The organism is Photobacterium sp. WH77 (genome assembly GCF_022014395.1).
GTDB classification, from domain to species: Bacteria; Pseudomonadota; Gammaproteobacteria; order Enterobacterales; family Vibrionaceae; genus Photobacterium; species Photobacterium arenosum.
In genome coordinates, this window is record NZ_JAKLTE010000013.1 from 1 (window position 1) to 17506 (window position 17506).

19 protein-coding genes are annotated in these 17506 nt (G+C 47.4%); 14 read left to right on the forward strand and 5 right to left on the reverse strand.

Annotation, left to right across the window (positions count from 1 at the left end; all coding sequences use genetic code 11):
• Window positions 1-505 precede the first annotated feature (505 nt).
• From L6J37_RS13695 to L6J37_RS13710, 4 genes are all read left to right on the forward strand, one after another.
• Window positions 506-883 (forward strand): GFA family protein, encoded by a 378-nt coding sequence (locus L6J37_RS13695; RefSeq protein WP_192013830.1) that lies wholly within the window; start codon window positions 506-508, stop codon window positions 881-883.
• Window positions 884-1232: 349 nt separating this feature from the next.
• Window positions 1233-1730, forward strand: a complete 498-nt coding sequence (locus tag L6J37_RS13700; RefSeq protein ID WP_237795498.1) for a DUF2867 domain-containing protein — start codon at window positions 1233-1235, stop codon at window positions 1728-1730.
• A gap of 79 nt (window positions 1731-1809) precedes the next feature.
• The gene (locus L6J37_RS13705) at window positions 1810-2196 is read left to right on the forward strand and encodes a GFA family protein (protein ID WP_218385665.1); all 387 of its coding nucleotides are present in this window, start codon (window positions 1810-1812) and stop codon (window positions 2194-2196) included.
• Window positions 2197-2265: 69 nt separating this feature from the next.
• Window positions 2266-2676 carry a PaaI family thioesterase gene (locus L6J37_RS13710; RefSeq protein ID WP_237795578.1) on the forward strand — a complete coding sequence of 137 codons (411 nt, stop codon included), beginning with the start codon at window positions 2266-2268 and terminating at the stop codon, window positions 2674-2676.
• Between the two features lie 19 nt (window positions 2677-2695).
• On the opposite strand, the gene L6J37_RS13715 is transcribed toward L6J37_RS13710, so the two are convergent.
• Window positions 2696-3604, reverse strand: coding sequence for a LysR family transcriptional regulator (locus tag L6J37_RS13715; protein WP_237795500.1), 909 nt, complete (start codon window positions 3602-3604; stop codon window positions 2696-2698).
• Between the two features lie 95 nt (window positions 3605-3699).
• Between L6J37_RS13715 and L6J37_RS13720 the strand changes: the two genes are divergently transcribed.
• Window positions 3700-4587, forward strand: a complete 888-nt coding sequence (locus L6J37_RS13720) for an NmrA family NAD(P)-binding protein (RefSeq protein WP_237795502.1) — start codon at window positions 3700-3702, stop codon at window positions 4585-4587.
• A gap of 149 nt (window positions 4588-4736) precedes the next feature.
• On the opposite strand, the gene L6J37_RS13725 is transcribed toward L6J37_RS13720, so the two are convergent.
• From L6J37_RS13725 to L6J37_RS13740, 4 genes are all read right to left on the reverse strand, one after another.
• Window positions 4737-6155, reverse strand: a complete 1419-nt coding sequence (locus tag L6J37_RS13725; RefSeq protein ID WP_237795504.1) for a hypothetical protein — start codon at window positions 6153-6155, stop codon at window positions 4737-4739.
• Between the two features lie 23 nt (window positions 6156-6178).
• Window positions 6179-7741 (reverse strand): bifunctional metallophosphatase/5'-nucleotidase, encoded by a 1563-nt coding sequence (locus tag L6J37_RS13730; protein ID WP_237795506.1) that lies wholly within the window; start codon window positions 7739-7741, stop codon window positions 6179-6181.
• Window positions 7742-7904: 163 nt separating this feature from the next.
• Window positions 7905-8564: a c-type cytochrome gene (locus L6J37_RS13735; RefSeq protein WP_237795507.1), complete on the reverse strand. Its 660-nt coding sequence runs from the start codon at window positions 8562-8564 to the stop codon at window positions 7905-7907.
• Window positions 8565-8568: 4 nt separating this feature from the next.
• The gene (locus L6J37_RS13740; protein WP_237795509.1) at window positions 8569-9882 is read right to left on the reverse strand and encodes a molybdopterin-dependent oxidoreductase; all 1314 of its coding nucleotides are present in this window, start codon (window positions 9880-9882) and stop codon (window positions 8569-8571) included.
• Between the two features lie 586 nt (window positions 9883-10468).
• Between L6J37_RS13740 and L6J37_RS13745 the strand changes: the two genes are divergently transcribed.
• The 9 genes from L6J37_RS13745 (at window position 10469) to L6J37_RS13785 (ending at window position 17506) form a co-directional block, all read left to right on the forward strand.
• Window positions 10469-11080, forward strand: a complete 612-nt coding sequence (locus tag L6J37_RS13745; RefSeq protein WP_237795510.1) for a dihydrofolate reductase family protein — start codon at window positions 10469-10471, stop codon at window positions 11078-11080.
• An 81-nt stretch (window positions 11081-11161) separates the two neighbouring features.
• Window positions 11162-12079 (forward strand): aromatic amino acid DMT transporter YddG, encoded by a 918-nt coding sequence (gene yddG, locus L6J37_RS13750; RefSeq protein ID WP_237795511.1) that lies wholly within the window; start codon window positions 11162-11164, stop codon window positions 12077-12079.
• A gap of 222 nt (window positions 12080-12301) precedes the next feature.
• A complete protein-coding gene (locus L6J37_RS13755) occupies window positions 12302-12700 on the forward strand; it encodes a GNAT family N-acetyltransferase (protein ID WP_218385688.1) in 399 nt (132 codons plus the stop codon).
• A gap of 55 nt (window positions 12701-12755) precedes the next feature.
• Window positions 12756-13001, forward strand: coding sequence for a Rho-binding antiterminator (locus tag L6J37_RS13760; protein ID WP_218385690.1), 246 nt, complete (start codon window positions 12756-12758; stop codon window positions 12999-13001).
• Window positions 13002-13225: 224 nt separating this feature from the next.
• Window positions 13226-13594: a helix-turn-helix domain-containing protein gene (locus tag L6J37_RS13765; RefSeq protein ID WP_192013809.1), complete on the forward strand. Its 369-nt coding sequence runs from the start codon at window positions 13226-13228 to the stop codon at window positions 13592-13594.
• Entirely contained in the window at window positions 13588-14910 is a 1323-nt protein-coding gene (locus L6J37_RS13770) for a type II toxin-antitoxin system HipA family toxin (protein WP_237795512.1), read from the forward strand. The genes L6J37_RS13765 and L6J37_RS13770 overlap by 7 nt, the downstream gene beginning before the upstream one ends.
• A gap of 236 nt (window positions 14911-15146) precedes the next feature.
• Entirely contained in the window at window positions 15147-15578 is a 432-nt protein-coding gene (locus tag L6J37_RS13775) for a YkvA family protein (protein ID WP_225444988.1), read from the forward strand.
• A gap of 163 nt (window positions 15579-15741) precedes the next feature.
• Window positions 15742-16686 (forward strand): YbgA family protein, encoded by a 945-nt coding sequence (locus L6J37_RS13780; RefSeq protein WP_237795513.1) that lies wholly within the window; start codon window positions 15742-15744, stop codon window positions 16684-16686.
• A 4-nt stretch (window positions 16687-16690) separates the two neighbouring features.
• A complete protein-coding gene (locus L6J37_RS13785; RefSeq protein WP_192013804.1) occupies window positions 16691-17506 on the forward strand; it encodes a MerR family transcriptional regulator in 816 nt (271 codons plus the stop codon).

A 17506-nucleotide genomic window follows, 5' to 3' on the forward strand; every position in this document is an offset into this window, starting at 1 on the left:
ACTTACCAAGTGTGGCAAAACCTGATAAGGGGGAGTCCATTTCATTCATTATAACTACAGTGCGGTTTGAAATCCCTCGAACTATCTTCCTGGTGTTTTGCATCGTTTGATGGCCGTAGTTATAGTTTGTTGCTACATTGAAGTCAGTTGAGAGTGTATATGTTTAAGTGCCCAAATTGCGGAATATCCTTTTCTATTAGTGATAAGTTAGCGATTAACTTCGATAAGCACATAACATGTAAAAAGTGTTCACAAAAACTAAAATCGGTGAGGTTTTTTATTTACGCACTTATTTTTGTTGCTCCTACAGTTATGTCTCTATTGGTAAACTACGGTGAACTCAATTCTTTGATTGCAGCAGGGGGCACGTTTGCGTTTTGTTTCTTGCTATTAGCATGCCAGCCATTACGGAAAATGTAGTTATAACAAATAAGCATACGTGTCGCGCTGTCGACACTTTATCCAGATGTTGAATAAGCCCCTGAGCTAGCAAGGAAGCACTAATATGAAAATTAACAAGGTACATAAAGCAAAATGTCACTGTGGTACAGTTGAGCTTGAGCTTACATTACCAAACGGTTTAGAAGATCCCCGTCGCTGTTCATGTTCTATGTGCAGAAAGCGTGGGGCAATTGCAGCTTCAGTTCTACTAGAAAACCTAAAAATTGTTAAAGGTGAAGATAATTTAACTCTCTATCAATTTAACACCATGACAGCAAAACACTTTTTTTGTAAAACTTGTGGTATATACACTCACCACCAAAGGCGTTCTAACCCGCACCAATATGCAATTAATGTTGCGTGCCTAGAGGGTGTTAACCCGTATGAGTTAGAGCCAGTAAAGATCTACGATGGTATCCACCACCCAAAAGATGCCAATTAATTTTTAGGCGCATAAATTGAGACGTGTTATAGATAACCTAAAGGCATTTCTGGTTACGCTTTGCGCCAGCAAAGAGTAACTGGCGTGCATCCAGCGGTGCTGAGAAAAACACCGAACTCAAGTGCGACATATGATCAGCAAGAATTGATGTTCTTTTGAAGTGGTTCGTGGATCAACACCTTGCATCGGTGATCTTCTGCGTGGATACTGCAACTGGTTTGGCATAATCAATACCATAGACAGATAGTGAAATGGTGGTGTCTAGTGATGTTGTGTTCAGTCTTTCCAAGTGTGGCTGGGCCTGATGAGCGGAACTTCATGGCATTCGTTATACCTTTGGGAGAAATACATGACAATTCCAAAACATTCTAAGTTGTTTGATTATGCGAAAGGGGCTTATTTCTCTGATAGCTTTTCACGCGAAATTCCCAACAATAATCAGACCGCACTTGATGTTTATCTTGAAATAGCGAAACAAACGCCAGCGTGGGTTTCTTTCTTAATGGCAATGAGAAATCGCATTGTATCAATGTTTGGATTAAAACATTTAGGCCGACTTCAGGATGCGGGTTCTGAGAAAAACATGGCAAGCATCAAAGTTGGTGAGCGAATTGGCATTTTTACATTACAGAGTAATAGTGATACCGAAATAGTCTTAGAGGACAGTGATAGACACCTTGATGTAAGAGTGTCGTTTCTATTGGACGTAGAAGGTGACAAAGTCAGGGTTCACGCAACAACGGTAGTACATGTACATAATTTTTTTGGCAAAGTGTACATGTTTTTTGTTGCTCCAATTCACAAGCTGATTGTCCCGAGTTCATTGAAAACGTTGGCACAGGCATAACAAATGCGACGTTTCTACCTCGTTTGCTTTGCGTGGACGTCAGACTAGAATGTTGCAAACTATAGGAGCGACTTAACTTTTGAAAATTAAAATTTATGAGGGAGGTTGCCTCTGCGGGAACATCCGGTTTGCTGCCAAAGGTCCTGCATTAAAACCGCACACTTGTTCCTGTCGACAATGCCAGCGCCATTCAGGGGCTTTAACTCAGGCATGGGTTGAATTTCCTAAAGAAAATATCGTTTGGACGGGTGTAGATGGTGAACCTTCAAAATGGCGATCTTCTGACTATTCCTCTAGGGCATTTTGTTCTGTCTGTGGTAGCACGATTGGTGCTATTGATGATGAGCCAACGATTGCTATTGTTTTGGGGGTCTTTGATAGTCCTAACCTTAAAGCTTTTGCTCCAGAAGGGCATTCCTATATCTCCAAAAGACCTAAATGGTGGAAAGTAGAGGTAGACGCCTAACAATCGCATGCGCGGCGGGTTGAGCATGAGATTTCCGGAATATCGGTAAGGAGATAAAAATTGAGCAATATGTTAGAGAAAGGGAAAGAGATCCTGTCACAGCAGTCTTTCAGTTTGCTTTTGGGGACAAAGCTGGACGTTTTTGAGGCCGGCACTGCTGAATTGAGCCTTGATATGAGAGATGATCTCAAGCAAAACAATGGTTTTGCACATGGTGGTGTCGTTAGCTATTTGGCTGATAACTGTATTACCTTTGCCGGAGCATCAGTACTGGGAAGCTGTGTCACTTCAGAATATAAAGTGAACTATGTCAGGCCAGCGATCGGAGACAGATTGATTGCCAGGTCAACAGTTTTATACTCTGGAAAGCGCCAAGCTACCTGTGAGTGCAAGGTATACGCCAAAACAGATAACGAAGAAAAACTGGTTGCGGTTTCTCTTGGAACAATCAACAAGATTGATGCTAGTCAACCAAGCTAAACACAACGACGGCTTTTGTTCACAGTTTCCGGGCGATTTCTACAATCAGGTTGCGAAGCCATATGTGGGCAGGATCATCATGTTGCCTTTCATGCCAGATAATTGATGGGGTGAATGACGGTATTTCTACCGGGAGTTCAAGTACTTCTATAGCAACCGACTTGGCAAGTCGATGGGCCAATCTTCGCGGAATGCACAGAATCAAGTCACTTTCGGCCACTATCATGGGAGCAACCAAGAAGTGAGGGGTTCGTACCGCAATTCTTCTGGTGAGCCCGTGTTGCGCTAGCGCTTCATCCACGGCACTCCTTCCCTGGCCGGTGATAATCACCGAAAGATGCGATAACGAGACAAATTTTTCGAGCGTCAACTCTTCGTCGATGATCGGATGATCTTGGCGTACCACACAGACAAAATCTTCATCATAGAGTCGCCTGCTGTAAAACCTTGCAGGAAGCCCTTCGAAAGAGCCAATTGCCAGATCGGCGCTACCCTGAGCAATCAAATCAACGTTGTCGCCGGCTGTTGCTGGCATAACGAGATCAATCCCGGGTGCCAACGAGGCAAGTTTAGCGACCAGCTCAGGCATTAGTAAGAGGGCTAAATGATCTGCGGTGGCAACAGTAAATTGCCCTGATGCGCTGCTTGGATGAAACTCCGACGGTGCGACGATTGCGCGAGCATCATCCAATAATTTGGTCACCGGTGCCGACAATGCGAGTGCTCTTTGCGTTAACTCCCATCCGTTGGCTGTTCGTACCAGAATCCGGTCGTTCAATAATCGGCGTAAGCGTGCTAAACCTCGACTTGCCGCAGGCTGGCTCAGCCCTAACCGTGCGCCCGCACCTGTCACACTGCCTTCTTTCAGTAAGACGTCAAACAACTTGAGAAGATTGAGATCGACCCCACCGATATCCACTTTTTGCATTCTCGATATAACCTTCATGCATTTTTAATATGTTGAAGAGCAGTATAGCATTCCTCACATCGAATCCATTATGGTTCTGAACGAGGAGATGATTGATGAGTACTAACGAATTGTATGTTGTAACAGGCGCTACAGGGCGCACAGGATCTGCTGTCGCAAAAACATTACTCGATGCCGGAAAACGTGTGCGGGTTGTGGTGCGAGATGAGCCAGCGGGGGATGTGTGGACGACACTTGGGGCGGAAGTCGCTGTGGCTGATTTCTCAGATGGCTTTGCCCTTTGCAGGGCCTTTTCTGGTGCGGACGGTGCGTACATCGTCAGCCCTCCTCAGTATTCGTCCGAGGATCTATTTTCACAGGCTAGAGAGATGGCTCACACTATTGCAGCGGCAGCAAAAGAGGCGAAGTTAGCCAAGATTGTTGCTCTCTCATCAATCGGTGCTGAACAAGCCGGGGGAACCGGCTGGATCGCCATGAATCGTATGCTTGAGGCTTGTATCATCGACACAGGATTGCCTGTAGCATTCCTTCGCGCAGCTTACTTTATGGAAAACTGGAGGCCGCTTGTTAAGATGGCTATACTCCAGCGCCAATTACCCAGTTTTCTTTCACCGTTGAACCAAAAGTTCCCGATGATCGCAACACCAGATATTGGCCGCATCGCGGCTGAAGTTCTTTGTGAAGACTGGCGCGGCGTACGAATCATTGACCTGGAAGGCCCCGATAGGTATTCCCCGAATGATGTCGCGGAGCTCGTATCCCTTAAACTTGGAGAAGCGATACAGCCTTTCTCAATACCGGAATCAGACTGGGCACAGTCAATAGCTGGCCAAGGATTTTCATCAGCGGCCATCGCCGGGTTTATTGAAATGACTCAGGGCCTTAACTCTGGTCATATCGCCTTTCATGACAGATTGAGCATTGAGCGCCGCCTTGGGACGGTTAAGCTTGATATTATGATTGATGCGCTGGCCGCGGGGTAATCTCCTAGCGTCCTGCTGTGGCAGAGCATAACTTCCAGACGATCGGGCACGGCGTTCATGCCCGATCTCACTCGTTCTGAAGACAGGCGGGCACTCCTTATTGCAGGCGACATGGACTCTCACTCAGAAGCCTTAAGCAACCGCTGCATTCACAGTTTGCGCGAGTTTAGCTTTTCTTGGTTTATGAAATCTGCGATTGTGCTTATCTGTGTTGGTTCAATGCCATGCGTTGCTTTAATGTTTAACCGGTCGGTAAAGACAAGGTTGTACAAATACCGATAGACGGCTTGCCACTGGTGGAGGCGCTTCAGGCTAATACGTCTGGCGTATTCAGGGGTGAGCCAGTGGTTAAACCCATGCCAGAAATACTGATTCCAGTCAGGATGTGAAGGCAATATTTGGCGAATTTTGCTGTGTTCATTGGTTAGTACGCCGATACCAGCCTGCCAGTTACCATGCTTGTTTTCAATTGACAGGCGATACCATTTCTCATTCCACCAGCTCATATTCTTGCTGATTACTGGTGGCATCAATGTGTCAATTTTCTGGGTTAAATGGCAATAATAGAGATCGGTCTGGCCTTTGCCTATTTCGTGGCTAAAAGCCGTAATAGAAGCACCGCGCAAGAAGCTTTCATGCTCAAGAATAATCGCGGATGGCGGTACGCAATGTGTCATCCTGTACAGGTTTTGGAAGTGAGCATGGGCGGCGTAGACAGGACGCAATAACTGTGCTTCTTTTGATTTAGCATGACGCTGGAGGCTGTACGCTAGTTTATCGAACTGGCTGCGGGCTAAAATCTTGCTGTAAGTGTGCTCGGCTTTATTCAGCACATCGATATTACTATCTAAATCAGGCTCGACGTGATCAAGGTGATAGAGACTCTGTGCCAGCACTGCGGAGGTGAGCGAAACGTCGTCATATAAAGCGTTGTCATTGAATAACAACAGATAGCCGGATTGGGAATCTGCACTCGAAAGTGTCCAAAGACGGGTTTCATATTGTTTGTTATTACCGTGCTGTAAACCAGAGCGACAGACTTGTCGCGTCGTGCGGGTTTGGATCAAAGCGAAGTCGATTTCTTTTTCCCAGCCACGGCTTACTTGTGTGAGTAGCTGGGCGAGGAGAGGCAGACGTGTTGCGAACTCTTTTCCGCTCAGATGGCATGCTTTTTGGATTGCTCCGGGACGGACCCGGTGGGTCAGGGCATCCATAATTGGCTGAAGTCTGTTCGCTAGCTTTCTGGCATTGAGTAAGGTCACCACTTGGTGACATTGCGTGCATTGTACGCGTTGACTGCCGCTTGCGGTAAAACCATAACGCTGAAATGTTGGCTGCCGACACGCGCAGTGACGAAAGAGGAAGTTATCACACTGGCGGGTGCGAATTTGCTCCGCCAGTGCAAGGATAGGTTGATTCAATAATACGGGTGGGTAAGCACCGCATTCAGAGCAATACCAAGCATCGTAACCGAGCCTGTCTGAGCGCGAGTAGAGTGACTGTTCGGGGTTGCCGCAATTTGGGCAACCATAAGTCTTGCAGCCATTGTAATTTTCTCTGAAAGGCACTGCTGCTTACCCTCCACAGGGTATTATTGTTTGGATACGTCGATTTGACGGCCTAAAGCTGGTACCTGAATGTTTTTCTGTGCTTTAAGCTGATCAATGAGCACCTGAGTGATTGAACCGGTTTCTGACAGTATTTCACCCTCAGAAAACACTTTATATCCGTCACCACCACTTGCGGCATAAGAATAGGTAGCGACCTTGTAAACCTGGTCGTTTTCTACCGCGCTGCCATTGACTTTTAGCGTCAGTAAACGGTTTCCTTCTGGTTTCTGACTGTCGTATTGCGCCTCGATACCCGAGAATTGTGCTAATCCATAAGGGAGAGTGTAGCTGTATTCAAGTAGCTCTTTTACTTGTTTTCCTGTCAGCTCAACCAAAGAGAGCTTATCGGTGAAAGGGAATAGATCCATGATATTTTCCATGGTCACCGGGCCTTTGTTCAGGTCGACACGTATACTGCCAGAGCTGATCATACTGATGTCTGCGTTTGCCGCCGTTCGCATTATGTCGGCAACCAAATTACCCACATTCGATTCTCGGTAGTAGCTGCGGTAAGCGGTTTTGTCCAGCGTGGCTAATGTTTGAGTCAGTTCCGGATGTTTGCTGCGCGCGGTTTCAATTAACTGATTGGTTTTCTCATCTCGTTTCAGTTTGTCTGACTCAACCGGAATCAGTTTACCTTCAAGCAGTTTTACACTGTGTTTATCGGTATCGACTGCAAATTTTGTGTAGCCCAGGTATTTGCCTTGCCCGAAAGTTAAACCAATGACTGTGCCTGTTTTAGGATGAACAACAGGTTTCCACAAACCATGATCTGAGTGGCCACCAAAAATAACATCAACGCCTGTTAGTTTACCTGCCATGTCATAGTCTTCATCGAATCCACGTTGGACTTCCGGATCGGCTTCTTTATCGGTTTGCATTGGGGCGGTTTTATTTTGGTGAGTCAGAACCACAATCATATCAACGTCATCACGAATTTTGTCCACCCAGTATTGAGTGACTGCAATGGGGTCATCAATGGTTAAGCCTTTTCTGTTGCCTTTCCACATCGTGTTATAGAAGGCATCAATCCCCATCACGCCAATGACACCCACTCGAACTCCATCTTGCTCAAGAATGGTATAAGGCTGAGCGAAAGGTGCGTCATTTTGCTCAAACTTGATGTTCGCATTCAGTACCGGGTAAGCGGCTCTGGGCATTGTTTGCTTGAGCGTTTCCCAACCGTATTCAAACTCGTGGTTGCCTAGCGTGATTACGTCATAACCCATGGCGCTATATAAATCGAAAGAGAGTTTACCTTTGGATTTTTTTGCGAGTGAGCCGGTGAAAATGTCGCCAGCATCAAGGAGGAAGCTGGTCTCTTCTTTTGCTCTTGTTTCTTTGATGAGTGTTGCAAGATAAGGGATGCCACCGATACGGGTGATATCCGGGTTCCAGAATGCATCAACGGGTTCATAGACACTTTCAATGTCATTGGTGTGCAACAGCGTGACATGGTGCACTTCGGCAATCGCATAGGAGGATGTGCCCAGGAGCGTTGCTACCAGTGTCGCTAGGATTGGTCTGTGAATGACTTTTTTCATATTCGGTTCCATCTGAATTGTAGGGTACACGGCTATTTTGATTGAAGCCGAACTGATTATGCGGTTGGGAATGGGCCCTACAATTGAGTTGGTTCACATTATTGGTGCGGATAATATAAAGATAACTCCGGAATTTCTTTTTGTGTTGGTTATTCTGATGCCACTACATTCCGTAATACGTCGAAAGATAAACAAGGATCGCTTCGCGATCATCCGGATCCAATTCATCCATCCCTTGCTCATCAACCATCCATGTTAATAACTCATCCCACCTTTCTTTGCTGAGTCCTTGCTGTGTAACGAGATAAAGCGAATGGCAGGCGGAACAAGCAGAAGCCACCAGCGCCATGTTTTTTCCCGGTGCCAGGATACCTTCACCGGGTGATTTTACCGGTTCGCCAGCCGATTCAGTGATCCAATCCGGCGGTGTCGGGTTTTTGGTTGCCAGCCAGGCAATAATTGCTGCCCGTGCCCCCGGGTCTTTCACGCCGGGAAAAACCATCTTGGTGCCGGGGGCAAAGTCTGAGGGGGAGGCTAAAAACGCATCAAGTTTTGTGGCATCCCATTGTCCCTGCTGCCGCTTTAAGGCATCACTGTAATTGAAGCCTTTGAAACTGGCGATGTGACGCTCGGCTAAGCCCCAGAGCGGCGGCCCGATGGCTGCCACCCCATTTGGTTCCATCTGATGACAGGCTTTGCACACTAAAGCTTGTTGTTCGCCTGCGGCAATCAGGGTTTCATTGGCCGAAAGCGGCAGGCTGACAAACAGAAGCAGAGAAAATGAGAGCGGGAATACCCGCTCGATAAAAGTTATCCTACTCATGAGGTTATCCGTTAACGACCAGCGCGACACGGTGGAAGGTGTTGTTAAGATAGCCTTTGGGATTCCACGCAATGGCAAAAGGCTGGCTGATGCCTTTGTCGTCTGTGGCTTTGGCCCAGATTTCATAATATCCGGGCTGAGGGAATTTCACCTTAGTGGTGAAGGTTTGCCAGGCACCTTCATTGGCCGGGGCGGAAAGATCAGCATCCGTCCAGGTTGCACCAAAGTCGATGGAAACCTGTACTTTCTCTATCTTGCGATCGCCAGACCAGGCATGTCCCCGGACCGAAGTTTCACTGCCAGACACTGTGGTGTTGGTTTGTGGTGAGGTAATCAGAGATTTCACCGGCATTCGTTCGATGATCTCAAAATCTTTTTCATCCACTTTCTCTCCTGGTGCAACAGGGCGGTTGGGCACGCGGTAAGACGTACCGGTCATTTTGGGGCCGTCATGAATTTGATCCCGGATTTGAATACGTGTCAGCCATTTTTGCGAGCAGGAGCCGGGCCAGCCGGGAATGATCAGCCGTAACGGGGCGCCATTCATCGGGTGCAGTGCTTCACCGTTCTGAGCAAAGGCAATCAGGTTTTCGCTGCTCATGGCTTTGACTATGGGTACACCGCGGGAAATGGGTATTTTTCCTTCCTTGCCGGACAGGTTTTTATCCGCACCGTAATGCGCGGTATAAACGGCGTTATCTTTCACACCGGCGGCTTTCAGCACATCGGCGAGTCGCACGCCTGTCCAGGCTGAACAACCCACGGCGCCGTAGGTCCACTGATTCCCGGTGGCTTTGGGTTCGAAGAATGCGCGGCCATTCCCACCGCACTCCAACACCAGTTGCTGTTCTACGACATCGAAGTTTTTTTTCAGCTCTTCAATGGTTAATGTCATGGGGTTGTCGACCAGGCCGTCAATCGTTAATTTCCAGGCGTCCGGGTTAACATCAGTCGGCGGGATACCGTTATTTCGAATAAAATGCCGCGAGGTGGGTGTGATGTCGTCATTGAGAAGGTGGGGCGGAGTTTCTGCGTTCATTGGCCTGTCGTTCAGTACCGTCAGACCATCTTTACCTTCTATCACCACATCATCCAGGCCTTCCGCGAAAGCGGCGGGGATCAAGCCTGCGGGCATGTTACGGTGAAAAGGAATCGCACCGGCAAGCACAGCAGCCATTGTTGCTAAGCCTGCGCCTTTCAAGAAACCACGTCTGTCCGGAAAGCTGACTCGGCCAAAGACGTTTTTGTCCGCTGAATCCGGGTTTTTCTCGTAGAACTCGAAGATACCTTGAGGTGTATTTTTCTTGTCTTTAGCCATAATTCGCACCTTATCAAGTCAACTAACAGGCGCCTCTGGTTCAACATATGTGACCAATCTAACGTTCATCCGGATCAACAAGATGAGTGGCTGAGGCACTTTTCAAGACTGAGAATCAAGCACTCAGAACGCAAAATTGCTTGCCTTCAGTGCTCAAAGGTTGCAGCTACGCTACTGAGTTTAGTTTGCAACGATATTTCTCTCAAACTCACTCGCTGAAGATAGGTAGCTTGTCCAATCTGATTACAGCAATGTTTTATGTTAATAACAGTCCTTGCCCGCAAGATGAAGAGGCGTTATTCGTATGATTCTGTATTCATTTTGTCGTTTGAAGGACTCAGTATGGCACTTTCACTTGGGCTTACTTTTTTGTCGCCCGTATTGTATTTAGTGTCGCGAAGCTTTATCTGATCAGCCCGTCGACCATGGATGCGTTAAATCGGTTTTTTGGCTCTCTGTTTATCTCAATGGGGGGGTATTAGCATGTGCTGAGCAGTAGTTATTGATTTATCAACAATAAACAAGCGCATTGACACCTCTTTTCTGATACTAAAACTGGCAAATCCCGGCCTCTCTGCAAATACTCATGAAACCAGTATTGCAGAGGGGCTCTGCGTGCGCTTTACGTAAAAGAGGATTTGTTATGGCATACCTGATTTACTCGTTAAACATGACATTGAATGGCCACTGCCATCATGAAGATGCCGTAGTGGATCAGGAGCATCATGAATACGCCCTTGAATTACTTCATGGCTCAGAAGCATTAATTCTGGGACGCCATACGTATGATCTTTTTGCGGCTTTCTGGCCTGAAGCAGCAACGAGGAAGGATTTACCTAAATTTATGCAGTATCTGGCGATGGAGTTGCAGTCCATTCCCAAGCGTGTGGTCACAACACGGCCTCTTGAGTTTCCCTGGCAAAATACTGAGGCTCTGAAAGGACCAGATATTGAGAATACCCGGCAATTCTTGTCTGAAATAAGCGGCAATGTTGTTCTGTTTGGCAGTCCTGCTTTGGCTGCCTCACTGGCTGATGCAAGTTTAATTAATGAGTATCAGTTCTTACTGGAGCCTTTTGTCAGTACCAATGGCAAGCAAGCTTTTGATGGTGCCAAGGTATGGCAAAGATTGATGTTGCTGGATGCTAAAAGGCTGAATCGGGATGTCATGCTGTTGAGATATGCGCCTGGGCCATAAACAAGGGGGTTTCAGGTTGTTTTCGCGGTAATTCTCAGGCAGTGTTGTGGATTCTCAGATGTTTATATACAAGGGTTAACCGTGGTACGCAGTCATCAATTTACCCTAACCGGGTGCGGCGCAATTTGTCTTTTCAGCAGTGTGGTTGCGCTTATTCGGAATGTGACCGAGCAGCTTGGCCCTGTAGGCGGTGCTGCCATGATTTACAGCGTCAGCGCTTTCATTCTCATTCTGACCGTTGGCTTGCCGAAGCTGTCTTCATTTTCCCGGAAATACCTTTTGATCGGCGGTCTGCTGTTTGTCAGCTATGAAATGTGTCTGGCGTTGTCTCTGGGGATGGCAAATGATCGACTGCAAGCGGTTGAAATGGGATTGATAAACTACCTCTGGCCGTGTCTGACGGTACTGTTTGCGGTGATTTTCTCACGACGGTCAGTCAGTTGGCTGTTGTATCCTTGCTTATTACTGTCTTTCTTTGGTGTTGCCTGGACAGTAGCGGGTGATAGCGGACTGTCTGTGTCCCGGTTAACCGACAATGTACAAAGTAACCCGCTCAGTTACACGCTCGCGCTGAGTGGGGCGTTCATCTGGGCAATTTATTGCAATGTTACCCGGATCATGGCCAGTGGTAAAAACGCCATTACCTGGTTTTTTGCAGCAACAGCAGTCGCGCTTTGGCTGAAGTTTATGTTCACCAATGAACCGCCAATGCAGTTTGATCTCCCGGTGATCAGGGATTTGCTATTGGCTGGTCTTGCCATGGGTGGCGGCTATGCATTATGGAATATCGGGATCCTGCGCGGCAACATGGTACTGCTGGCAACCTTGTCTTATTTCGTACCTGTGTTTTCAACCTTTTTGTCTGCGCAGTTGCTGGGACTGACGTTAACGGCAACCTTCTGGCAAGGTGTTGTGATGGTGAGTGTTGCTTCTGTACTGTGCTGGTGGATCACCCGTGAACAAGCTTCTTCACAGCCATTACAGGAAGAACAGGCCTGATCGTCACCCAACCCGCATATATTGCGGGTTTTTTATTCGTCTATCCTTACATCCAAACCACCAGCCTTTATTTCCATTGAAGACGATCACGATTCTTCTAATGACATATCAAATAAATTGAATATCAAAGTAAGATCCGACGCGAATCTCTAAGATAGCGTTTTTGCTGGCTTACGCGATTCGGATTTACTGCAAATGTATTGATGATAGAAAGGAATATTGATGTACCAGGTTATTGAGCAAGTGGTTGGCCCTGAAGATTTTTTACGTTTACGCGAAATCTCTGGATTATCGTCCCGTTCTTATGAAGCGGCAGTGAAAGGCTTGCCAAACAGCCTTTACGGCGTACATATTCTTTATGACGGTATACCTGTTGCCATGGGGAGAGTGGTGGGCGACGGAGCCATTAATTTTGACATTGTGGATGTTGCTGTTGATCCCGACCATCAGGGAAAGGGCCTCGGGCGTCAAATCATGGAACATATCATGGCTTATCTCGACAAGGCTGCCTTTCCCCGCTCTTATGTGTCGCTGATGGCAGACGTTCCTGAATTGTATGAAAAGTTTGGTTTTAAATTGTCCCGGCCAAACTCGGAAGGCATGTACTGGGTGAAAAAGTAGTAAACGACAATCGTGACGTATCGCGAACATGACGTACCGCGAAGGAGGTTTGAAGATGATTTCATGTCAGCAATATGACTATATCGAAATTGCCTGCTTGTATAAGTTGCCGGTAAAACTGTGTCTGACAGACGGAAGTGAGATTGAGGGTATAGCCCAGGACACACTTCGCAATGAAGAAAAACAAGAGTGTATGTCACTGAAAACATCCCTCGGGTTACAGATTGTTGTGCTTGACCAGTTGAACACAATGGAAGCGACCCGTCCGAACCCCCATTTCGAACGGGTGAGTTTTTGTTAGCAGACCACCAATAACGGACACGAATCACATCACACCAAGACTCTCTTTTTGGTTATGATTGCTAATGATGTCTATAGTCATCATTAAAGGCCTTATGTTTATTTAATGATGGCTATATGCATCATTACTTGAAGTATATGTTAATGATGATTAAACTCACCATAATGAGGTATAAATGTATTTTATGATGAGTTTAGTTATCACTATTGGCTATGAGGTTTTGCATGAATTACCATGATTTGACGCCAATGGCGCTCGCAGAGCTCATCGGCGAGCGCATTCAAACCTATCGTTTAAACGCGAACATGACCCAGCAAGAGATCGCCGAGATCACGGGTCTCAATCGCACCACGATTAAAAACGTAGAAAGCGGACGCTGCAAAGTGGAAACACTCATGGCGACGATGTTGGCGCTGGGAATCGTAGATCATCTCGACAGCTTCCTCCCGCCTATAGATTTATCCCCAATCCAACTGGCAAAGATGAAAGGTTACCAGCGGGTTCGGGCCTCCAACAGACGGAAACCAAGCAACAAGACAAAGTCCCCGGAAGACAAAGCAGATGATGGCAACAAGGAAGACTTGGGATGGTAAAAGAATATGTTGTGGTGAAATATCAGGGCCGGGATGTTGGTGCTACCACCTTTGACACGCAGACAAAGCGCAGTTCCTTCGAATACGACCGCTCATTTATTGATTCAGGTCTGGAGCTATCCCCCCTGATGATGCCTCTGGGCACTCAGATATATCAGTTTCCCAATCTTGACTGGGACACCTTCCGCGGTATGTCCGGTCTGCTGGCGGACTCCCTCCCTGATGACTTCGGGAATGCGGTTTTAAACAGTTGGGTTGCCCGTAACGGTAAACAACCGGGTGATATCACGCCTCTGCAACGCCTCCAGTACACTGGAGAGCGGGGAATGGGGGCATTGACCTATTCACCGGCAAAGAGAATGAACAAACTCAACAGCTCCAATCCTGTCGAAGTTCAGGAATTGGTGTCCATTGCTCAGGAAATTCTTGATGAGCGTACTCAGTTTGGCGTTGATCTAAACGGCCATGGTGATGAGGACAAAGAGGCCATGCTGGCCCTGATGTCAGTAGGCATGAGCGCGGGCGGGGCACGGCCTAAAGCTGTGCTGGCATTCAACAAGGAATTCACAGAGGCTCGTTCCGGCCAGACAGATGCCCCGGAAGGTTTCACCCATTGGTTACTGAAATTCGACGGAGTCAGTGAGCACAATAAAGACAGAGAAACGTTTGGTGATCCACTTGGTTACGGTGCTGGAGAATTCACCTATTACCAGATTGCCAGTGAGTTATGTGGTATTGAGATGATGCCCACTCGTTTACTGCAAGAAGGTGATCGCCGTCATTTTGTGACACAGCGGTTTGACCGGGTCCAGAATAAGCGTGTCCACACGCAGACACTCAACGGTATTGCTCATGTGAACTTTAAGCGGGTCGGTGAGTATTCCTATGAAGAGCTTTTTGCCATTGCCCGGAGGCTTAAACTCAAGGCTTTTGACGCTGAACAACTATTTCGCCGAATGGTGTTTAACGTTGTGGCCAGAAACCACGACGATCATTCCAAGAACTGGAGTTTTATGATGTCAGAGAAGGGGGAGTGGACATTGGCGCCTGCCTATGACCTTGCTTACTCCTACAAGAAAGGAAGTAAGTGGGTAAACAGCCACTGGATGAGTCTCAACGGAAAGCGGGACAATTTCACCCGTGAGGATTTCCATCAGTTCCGTAAACTGAGCCCGTTATTCACCAGGGAGAAAGTTGATAGCATTCTGGACTCAACCATAGAGCATGTCTCTACCTGGCGATCGAGAGCTCAAGATAACGGTGTCCCTGAAAGTCTGATCCAAGAAGTCGGAGCAAATCTGAGACTGAAGATTTAACGATATTCTCAGTTTATTAATCCTTGAAGGCTTTACACTCGGTTTGCGGGGCTAAAAAACAGCAAAGTAATGGTTATAAATATCGAGCTAGAACAACTGCCAACGATATTCAGCGTCGGATCGCGAGGGTACTTTGAAAACCTCACTACGGAGATGCGGGCTTTTTCCCTTAATGACAAATGAGAGGCGAAAAGCCATAGTTAACTTAAGAAGAAATGGCCCACTAAGGCGAGAGGATGAGTCAGTCAATGAATGAACAGGAAGCCAAAGAAAAGCTGGAAAGCTCGTCTAGAAAAGTCACGGATAAAGACATTCAGCGTGTGTTAGAAAAAGAGCAAGTCATTGAAGACAAAGTGCAGAAAAGTGGCACGCTGCGTAAGTATTTCAACGTAGTGAAATCCATGTATGGCCTGGTTAAGGCTTACTGGAAAGGCGAGTACCGGGAAATTCCCTGGTTTACTGTTGCTGCCATCGTTACGGCCTTACTTTATGTGTTTAACCCATTGGATGTTCTGCCGGATGTGATTCCCTTCCTGGGGCTGACGGATGACGCGCTGATTCTGGCCGTCTGTCTCAAGCTTGTACAACAGGATCTGGATGATTATGAAGCCTGGCGAGCAGGAAATGCCTCGACAGGTACAGAACAGCCAGACGTTAAAAACGAATAATTTCCTTTTATTTCAAAGTCAAAAAAGCTGCCAGTGAATATCAGGCAGCTTTTTTTGTGTCTGAGACAGTGGTAGTTACAAAGTTATACATTTTATTTTCTTGTACAACTCGTTAAACTTAACTAACATCATTGTACAAGATGATTTTTTGTACAGGTGTGAGATGAGTATCCCGGTAGGTATTAGTGCATGTGTACTTGGCGAGAAAGTGCGCTTTGATGGCGGACACAAAAGAAACCGCTTTGTGACGGACGAACTGGCAAAATTTGTACAGTTTCGCCCGGTTTGCCCTGAAATGGCAATCGGCCTGCCTGTTCCACGCCCAACAATACGGCTGGTACAGCAGGAAAATGGTGAGCGCCTGGTCGATAGCAAAGGCGGTGAGCTGGATGTCACCGAAAAAATGAAGGCGTTTGCTGATAAGCACATCAGCGGCATTCAATCTCTGTGTGGTTTTGTAGTATGTGCCAAATCACCCACTTGTGGCATGGAAAGGGTGAAGCTGTATATCCCGAACGGTAACACAGTACCGGGGGGCACAGTGGGGGTGTTTACCCGAAAATTGATGGCAGCTATGCCCTGGTTACCCGTCGAAGAGGACGGGCGGTTGCATGACCCAGCGCTGCGTGAAAACTTTGTGTTTCGTATTTATGCCTTACATGATTTTTATCAAAACATGGGCAGTGGCTTGAGCATGGATGCGTTCGTTAAATTTCATTCACGCTATAAATACGTCCTGATGGCACACAGCCCAACAGCGTACAGAGAGTTGGGGCGGCTAGTGGCCGGCATCAAAGACTGGGATCTGGCGGAATTTTCCGTTGAATACCGTCAGCAGTTCATGGATGCCCTGAGCAAACATGCTCGCCGAAGCAACAACACCAATGTGCTAATGCATTTACAGGGTTATTTCAAACGCAACCTGACCGGCGAACAAAAGCAGGAATTGCTGGACCTGATTGAAAGCTACCGCCTGGGTCATCAGCCTATTCTGGCCCCTCTGGTCTTGATCAAACATTACCTGAAAGAATACCCGGATCCGTATCTGCAGTTGCAGACCTTTCTTAATCCGTATCCGGAGGAGTTGAAATTACGTTATGGCCTCTGAAGTTATGTTATTCGCTATTAGAGAAGTGTCTGAAATGACGGGGGTGAATTCCGTCACTTTACGCGCATGGCAACGCCGGTACGGGCTGCTCAAGCCACAGCGCACAGAAAAAGGGCACCGCTTATATACACAGGCGGATATTGAAAAGATCCGTTTGATCCTGTCCTGGCTTGAGAAAGGCGTTGCTATCAGCAAGGTAAGGCCGTTACTCGAAGGCCAGGTGAGTGACGCCAGCGGTCAGGAAAAAGGCAGTGATGGGATAGCACCGATACTGGGCGCTTTATCAGATTGCCGGCGCGAAAAACTCGAACAGTTACTGAGCCAGCTGATGAAAGAATACCCGCTGCCAATGTTTGTCGAAAAAGTGGTAGTGCCTGTAGACACCCAGGTAAACGATCCGGCTAATCCGCTGCGGGCGATTCAGCAAGCACTGTGGCAATCCACTCTGATAGAGCAATGCGCCAGCCTGGTAGCCAAAACACGTAAACGGAGCAGCCGCAAAGCCATGCTGCTGAGCTTTGAACCGGCCCAGGATGGCATTACGCATTACATCTGGCTCACCGCTCTGTCACTGAGCAATGAAGGTTACAGTGTCACTCTGCTGGGTAATCTGCCGTTTAACAGCAAATTACACGGTCTGGAAGCGGCAGTCTCGCAACAGGCATTTGAATCTGTGGTTGTGATTGGGGAAAGCAAGCTTCCTCCGGCGATTTTAAAGCAACTTGCGCGTGTAGACAGCGAGTGTCAGTGTCCGGTCTCGCTGAAAGGCAGTATCGCCGCTATCCATGCTGACTGGGTGCAGCAGTTAAAAGGAGCCTGA

Excerpts from the sequence above, each read along its gene's own strand:
- L6J37_RS13695 (WP_192013830.1), top strand. The coding sequence starts at position 506 with ATGAAAATTAACAAGGTACATAAAGCAAAATGTCACTGTGGTACAGTT.
- L6J37_RS13700 (WP_237795498.1), top strand. The coding sequence starts at position 1,233 with ATGACAATTCCAAAACATTCTAAGTTGTTTGATTATGCGAAAGGGGCT.
- L6J37_RS13710 (WP_237795578.1), top strand. The coding sequence starts at position 2,266 with ATGTTAGAGAAAGGGAAAGAGATCCTGTCACAGCAGTCTTTCAGTTTG.
- L6J37_RS13715 (WP_237795500.1), bottom strand. The coding sequence starts at position 3,604 with ATGCAAAAAGTGGATATCGGTGGGGTCGATCTCAATCTTCTCAAGTTG.
- L6J37_RS13720 (WP_237795502.1), top strand. The coding sequence starts at position 3,700 with ATGAGTACTAACGAATTGTATGTTGTAACAGGCGCTACAGGGCGCACA.
- L6J37_RS13730 (WP_237795506.1), bottom strand. The coding sequence starts at position 7,741 with ATGAAAAAAGTCATTCACAGACCAATCCTAGCGACACTGGTAGCAACG.
- L6J37_RS13735 (WP_237795507.1), bottom strand. The coding sequence starts at position 8,564 with ATGAGTAGGATAACTTTTATCGAGCGGGTATTCCCGCTCTCATTTTCT.
- L6J37_RS13740 (WP_237795509.1), bottom strand. The coding sequence starts at position 9,882 with ATGGCTAAAGACAAGAAAAATACACCTCAAGGTATCTTCGAGTTCTAC.
- L6J37_RS13745 (WP_237795510.1), top strand. The coding sequence starts at position 10,469 with ATGAAACCAGTATTGCAGAGGGGCTCTGCGTGCGCTTTACGTAAAAGA.
- L6J37_RS13755 (WP_218385688.1), top strand. The coding sequence starts at position 12,302 with ATGTACCAGGTTATTGAGCAAGTGGTTGGCCCTGAAGATTTTTTACGT.
- L6J37_RS13760 (WP_218385690.1), top strand. The coding sequence starts at position 12,756 with ATGATTTCATGTCAGCAATATGACTATATCGAAATTGCCTGCTTGTAT.
- L6J37_RS13765 (WP_192013809.1), top strand. The coding sequence starts at position 13,226 with ATGAATTACCATGATTTGACGCCAATGGCGCTCGCAGAGCTCATCGGC.
- L6J37_RS13770 (WP_237795512.1), top strand. The coding sequence starts at position 13,588 with ATGGTAAAAGAATATGTTGTGGTGAAATATCAGGGCCGGGATGTTGGT.
- L6J37_RS13775 (WP_225444988.1), top strand. The coding sequence starts at position 15,147 with ATGAGTCAGTCAATGAATGAACAGGAAGCCAAAGAAAAGCTGGAAAGC.
- L6J37_RS13780 (WP_237795513.1), top strand. The coding sequence starts at position 15,742 with ATGAGTATCCCGGTAGGTATTAGTGCATGTGTACTTGGCGAGAAAGTG.
- L6J37_RS13785 (WP_192013804.1), top strand. The coding sequence starts at position 16,691 with ATGTTATTCGCTATTAGAGAAGTGTCTGAAATGACGGGGGTGAATTCC.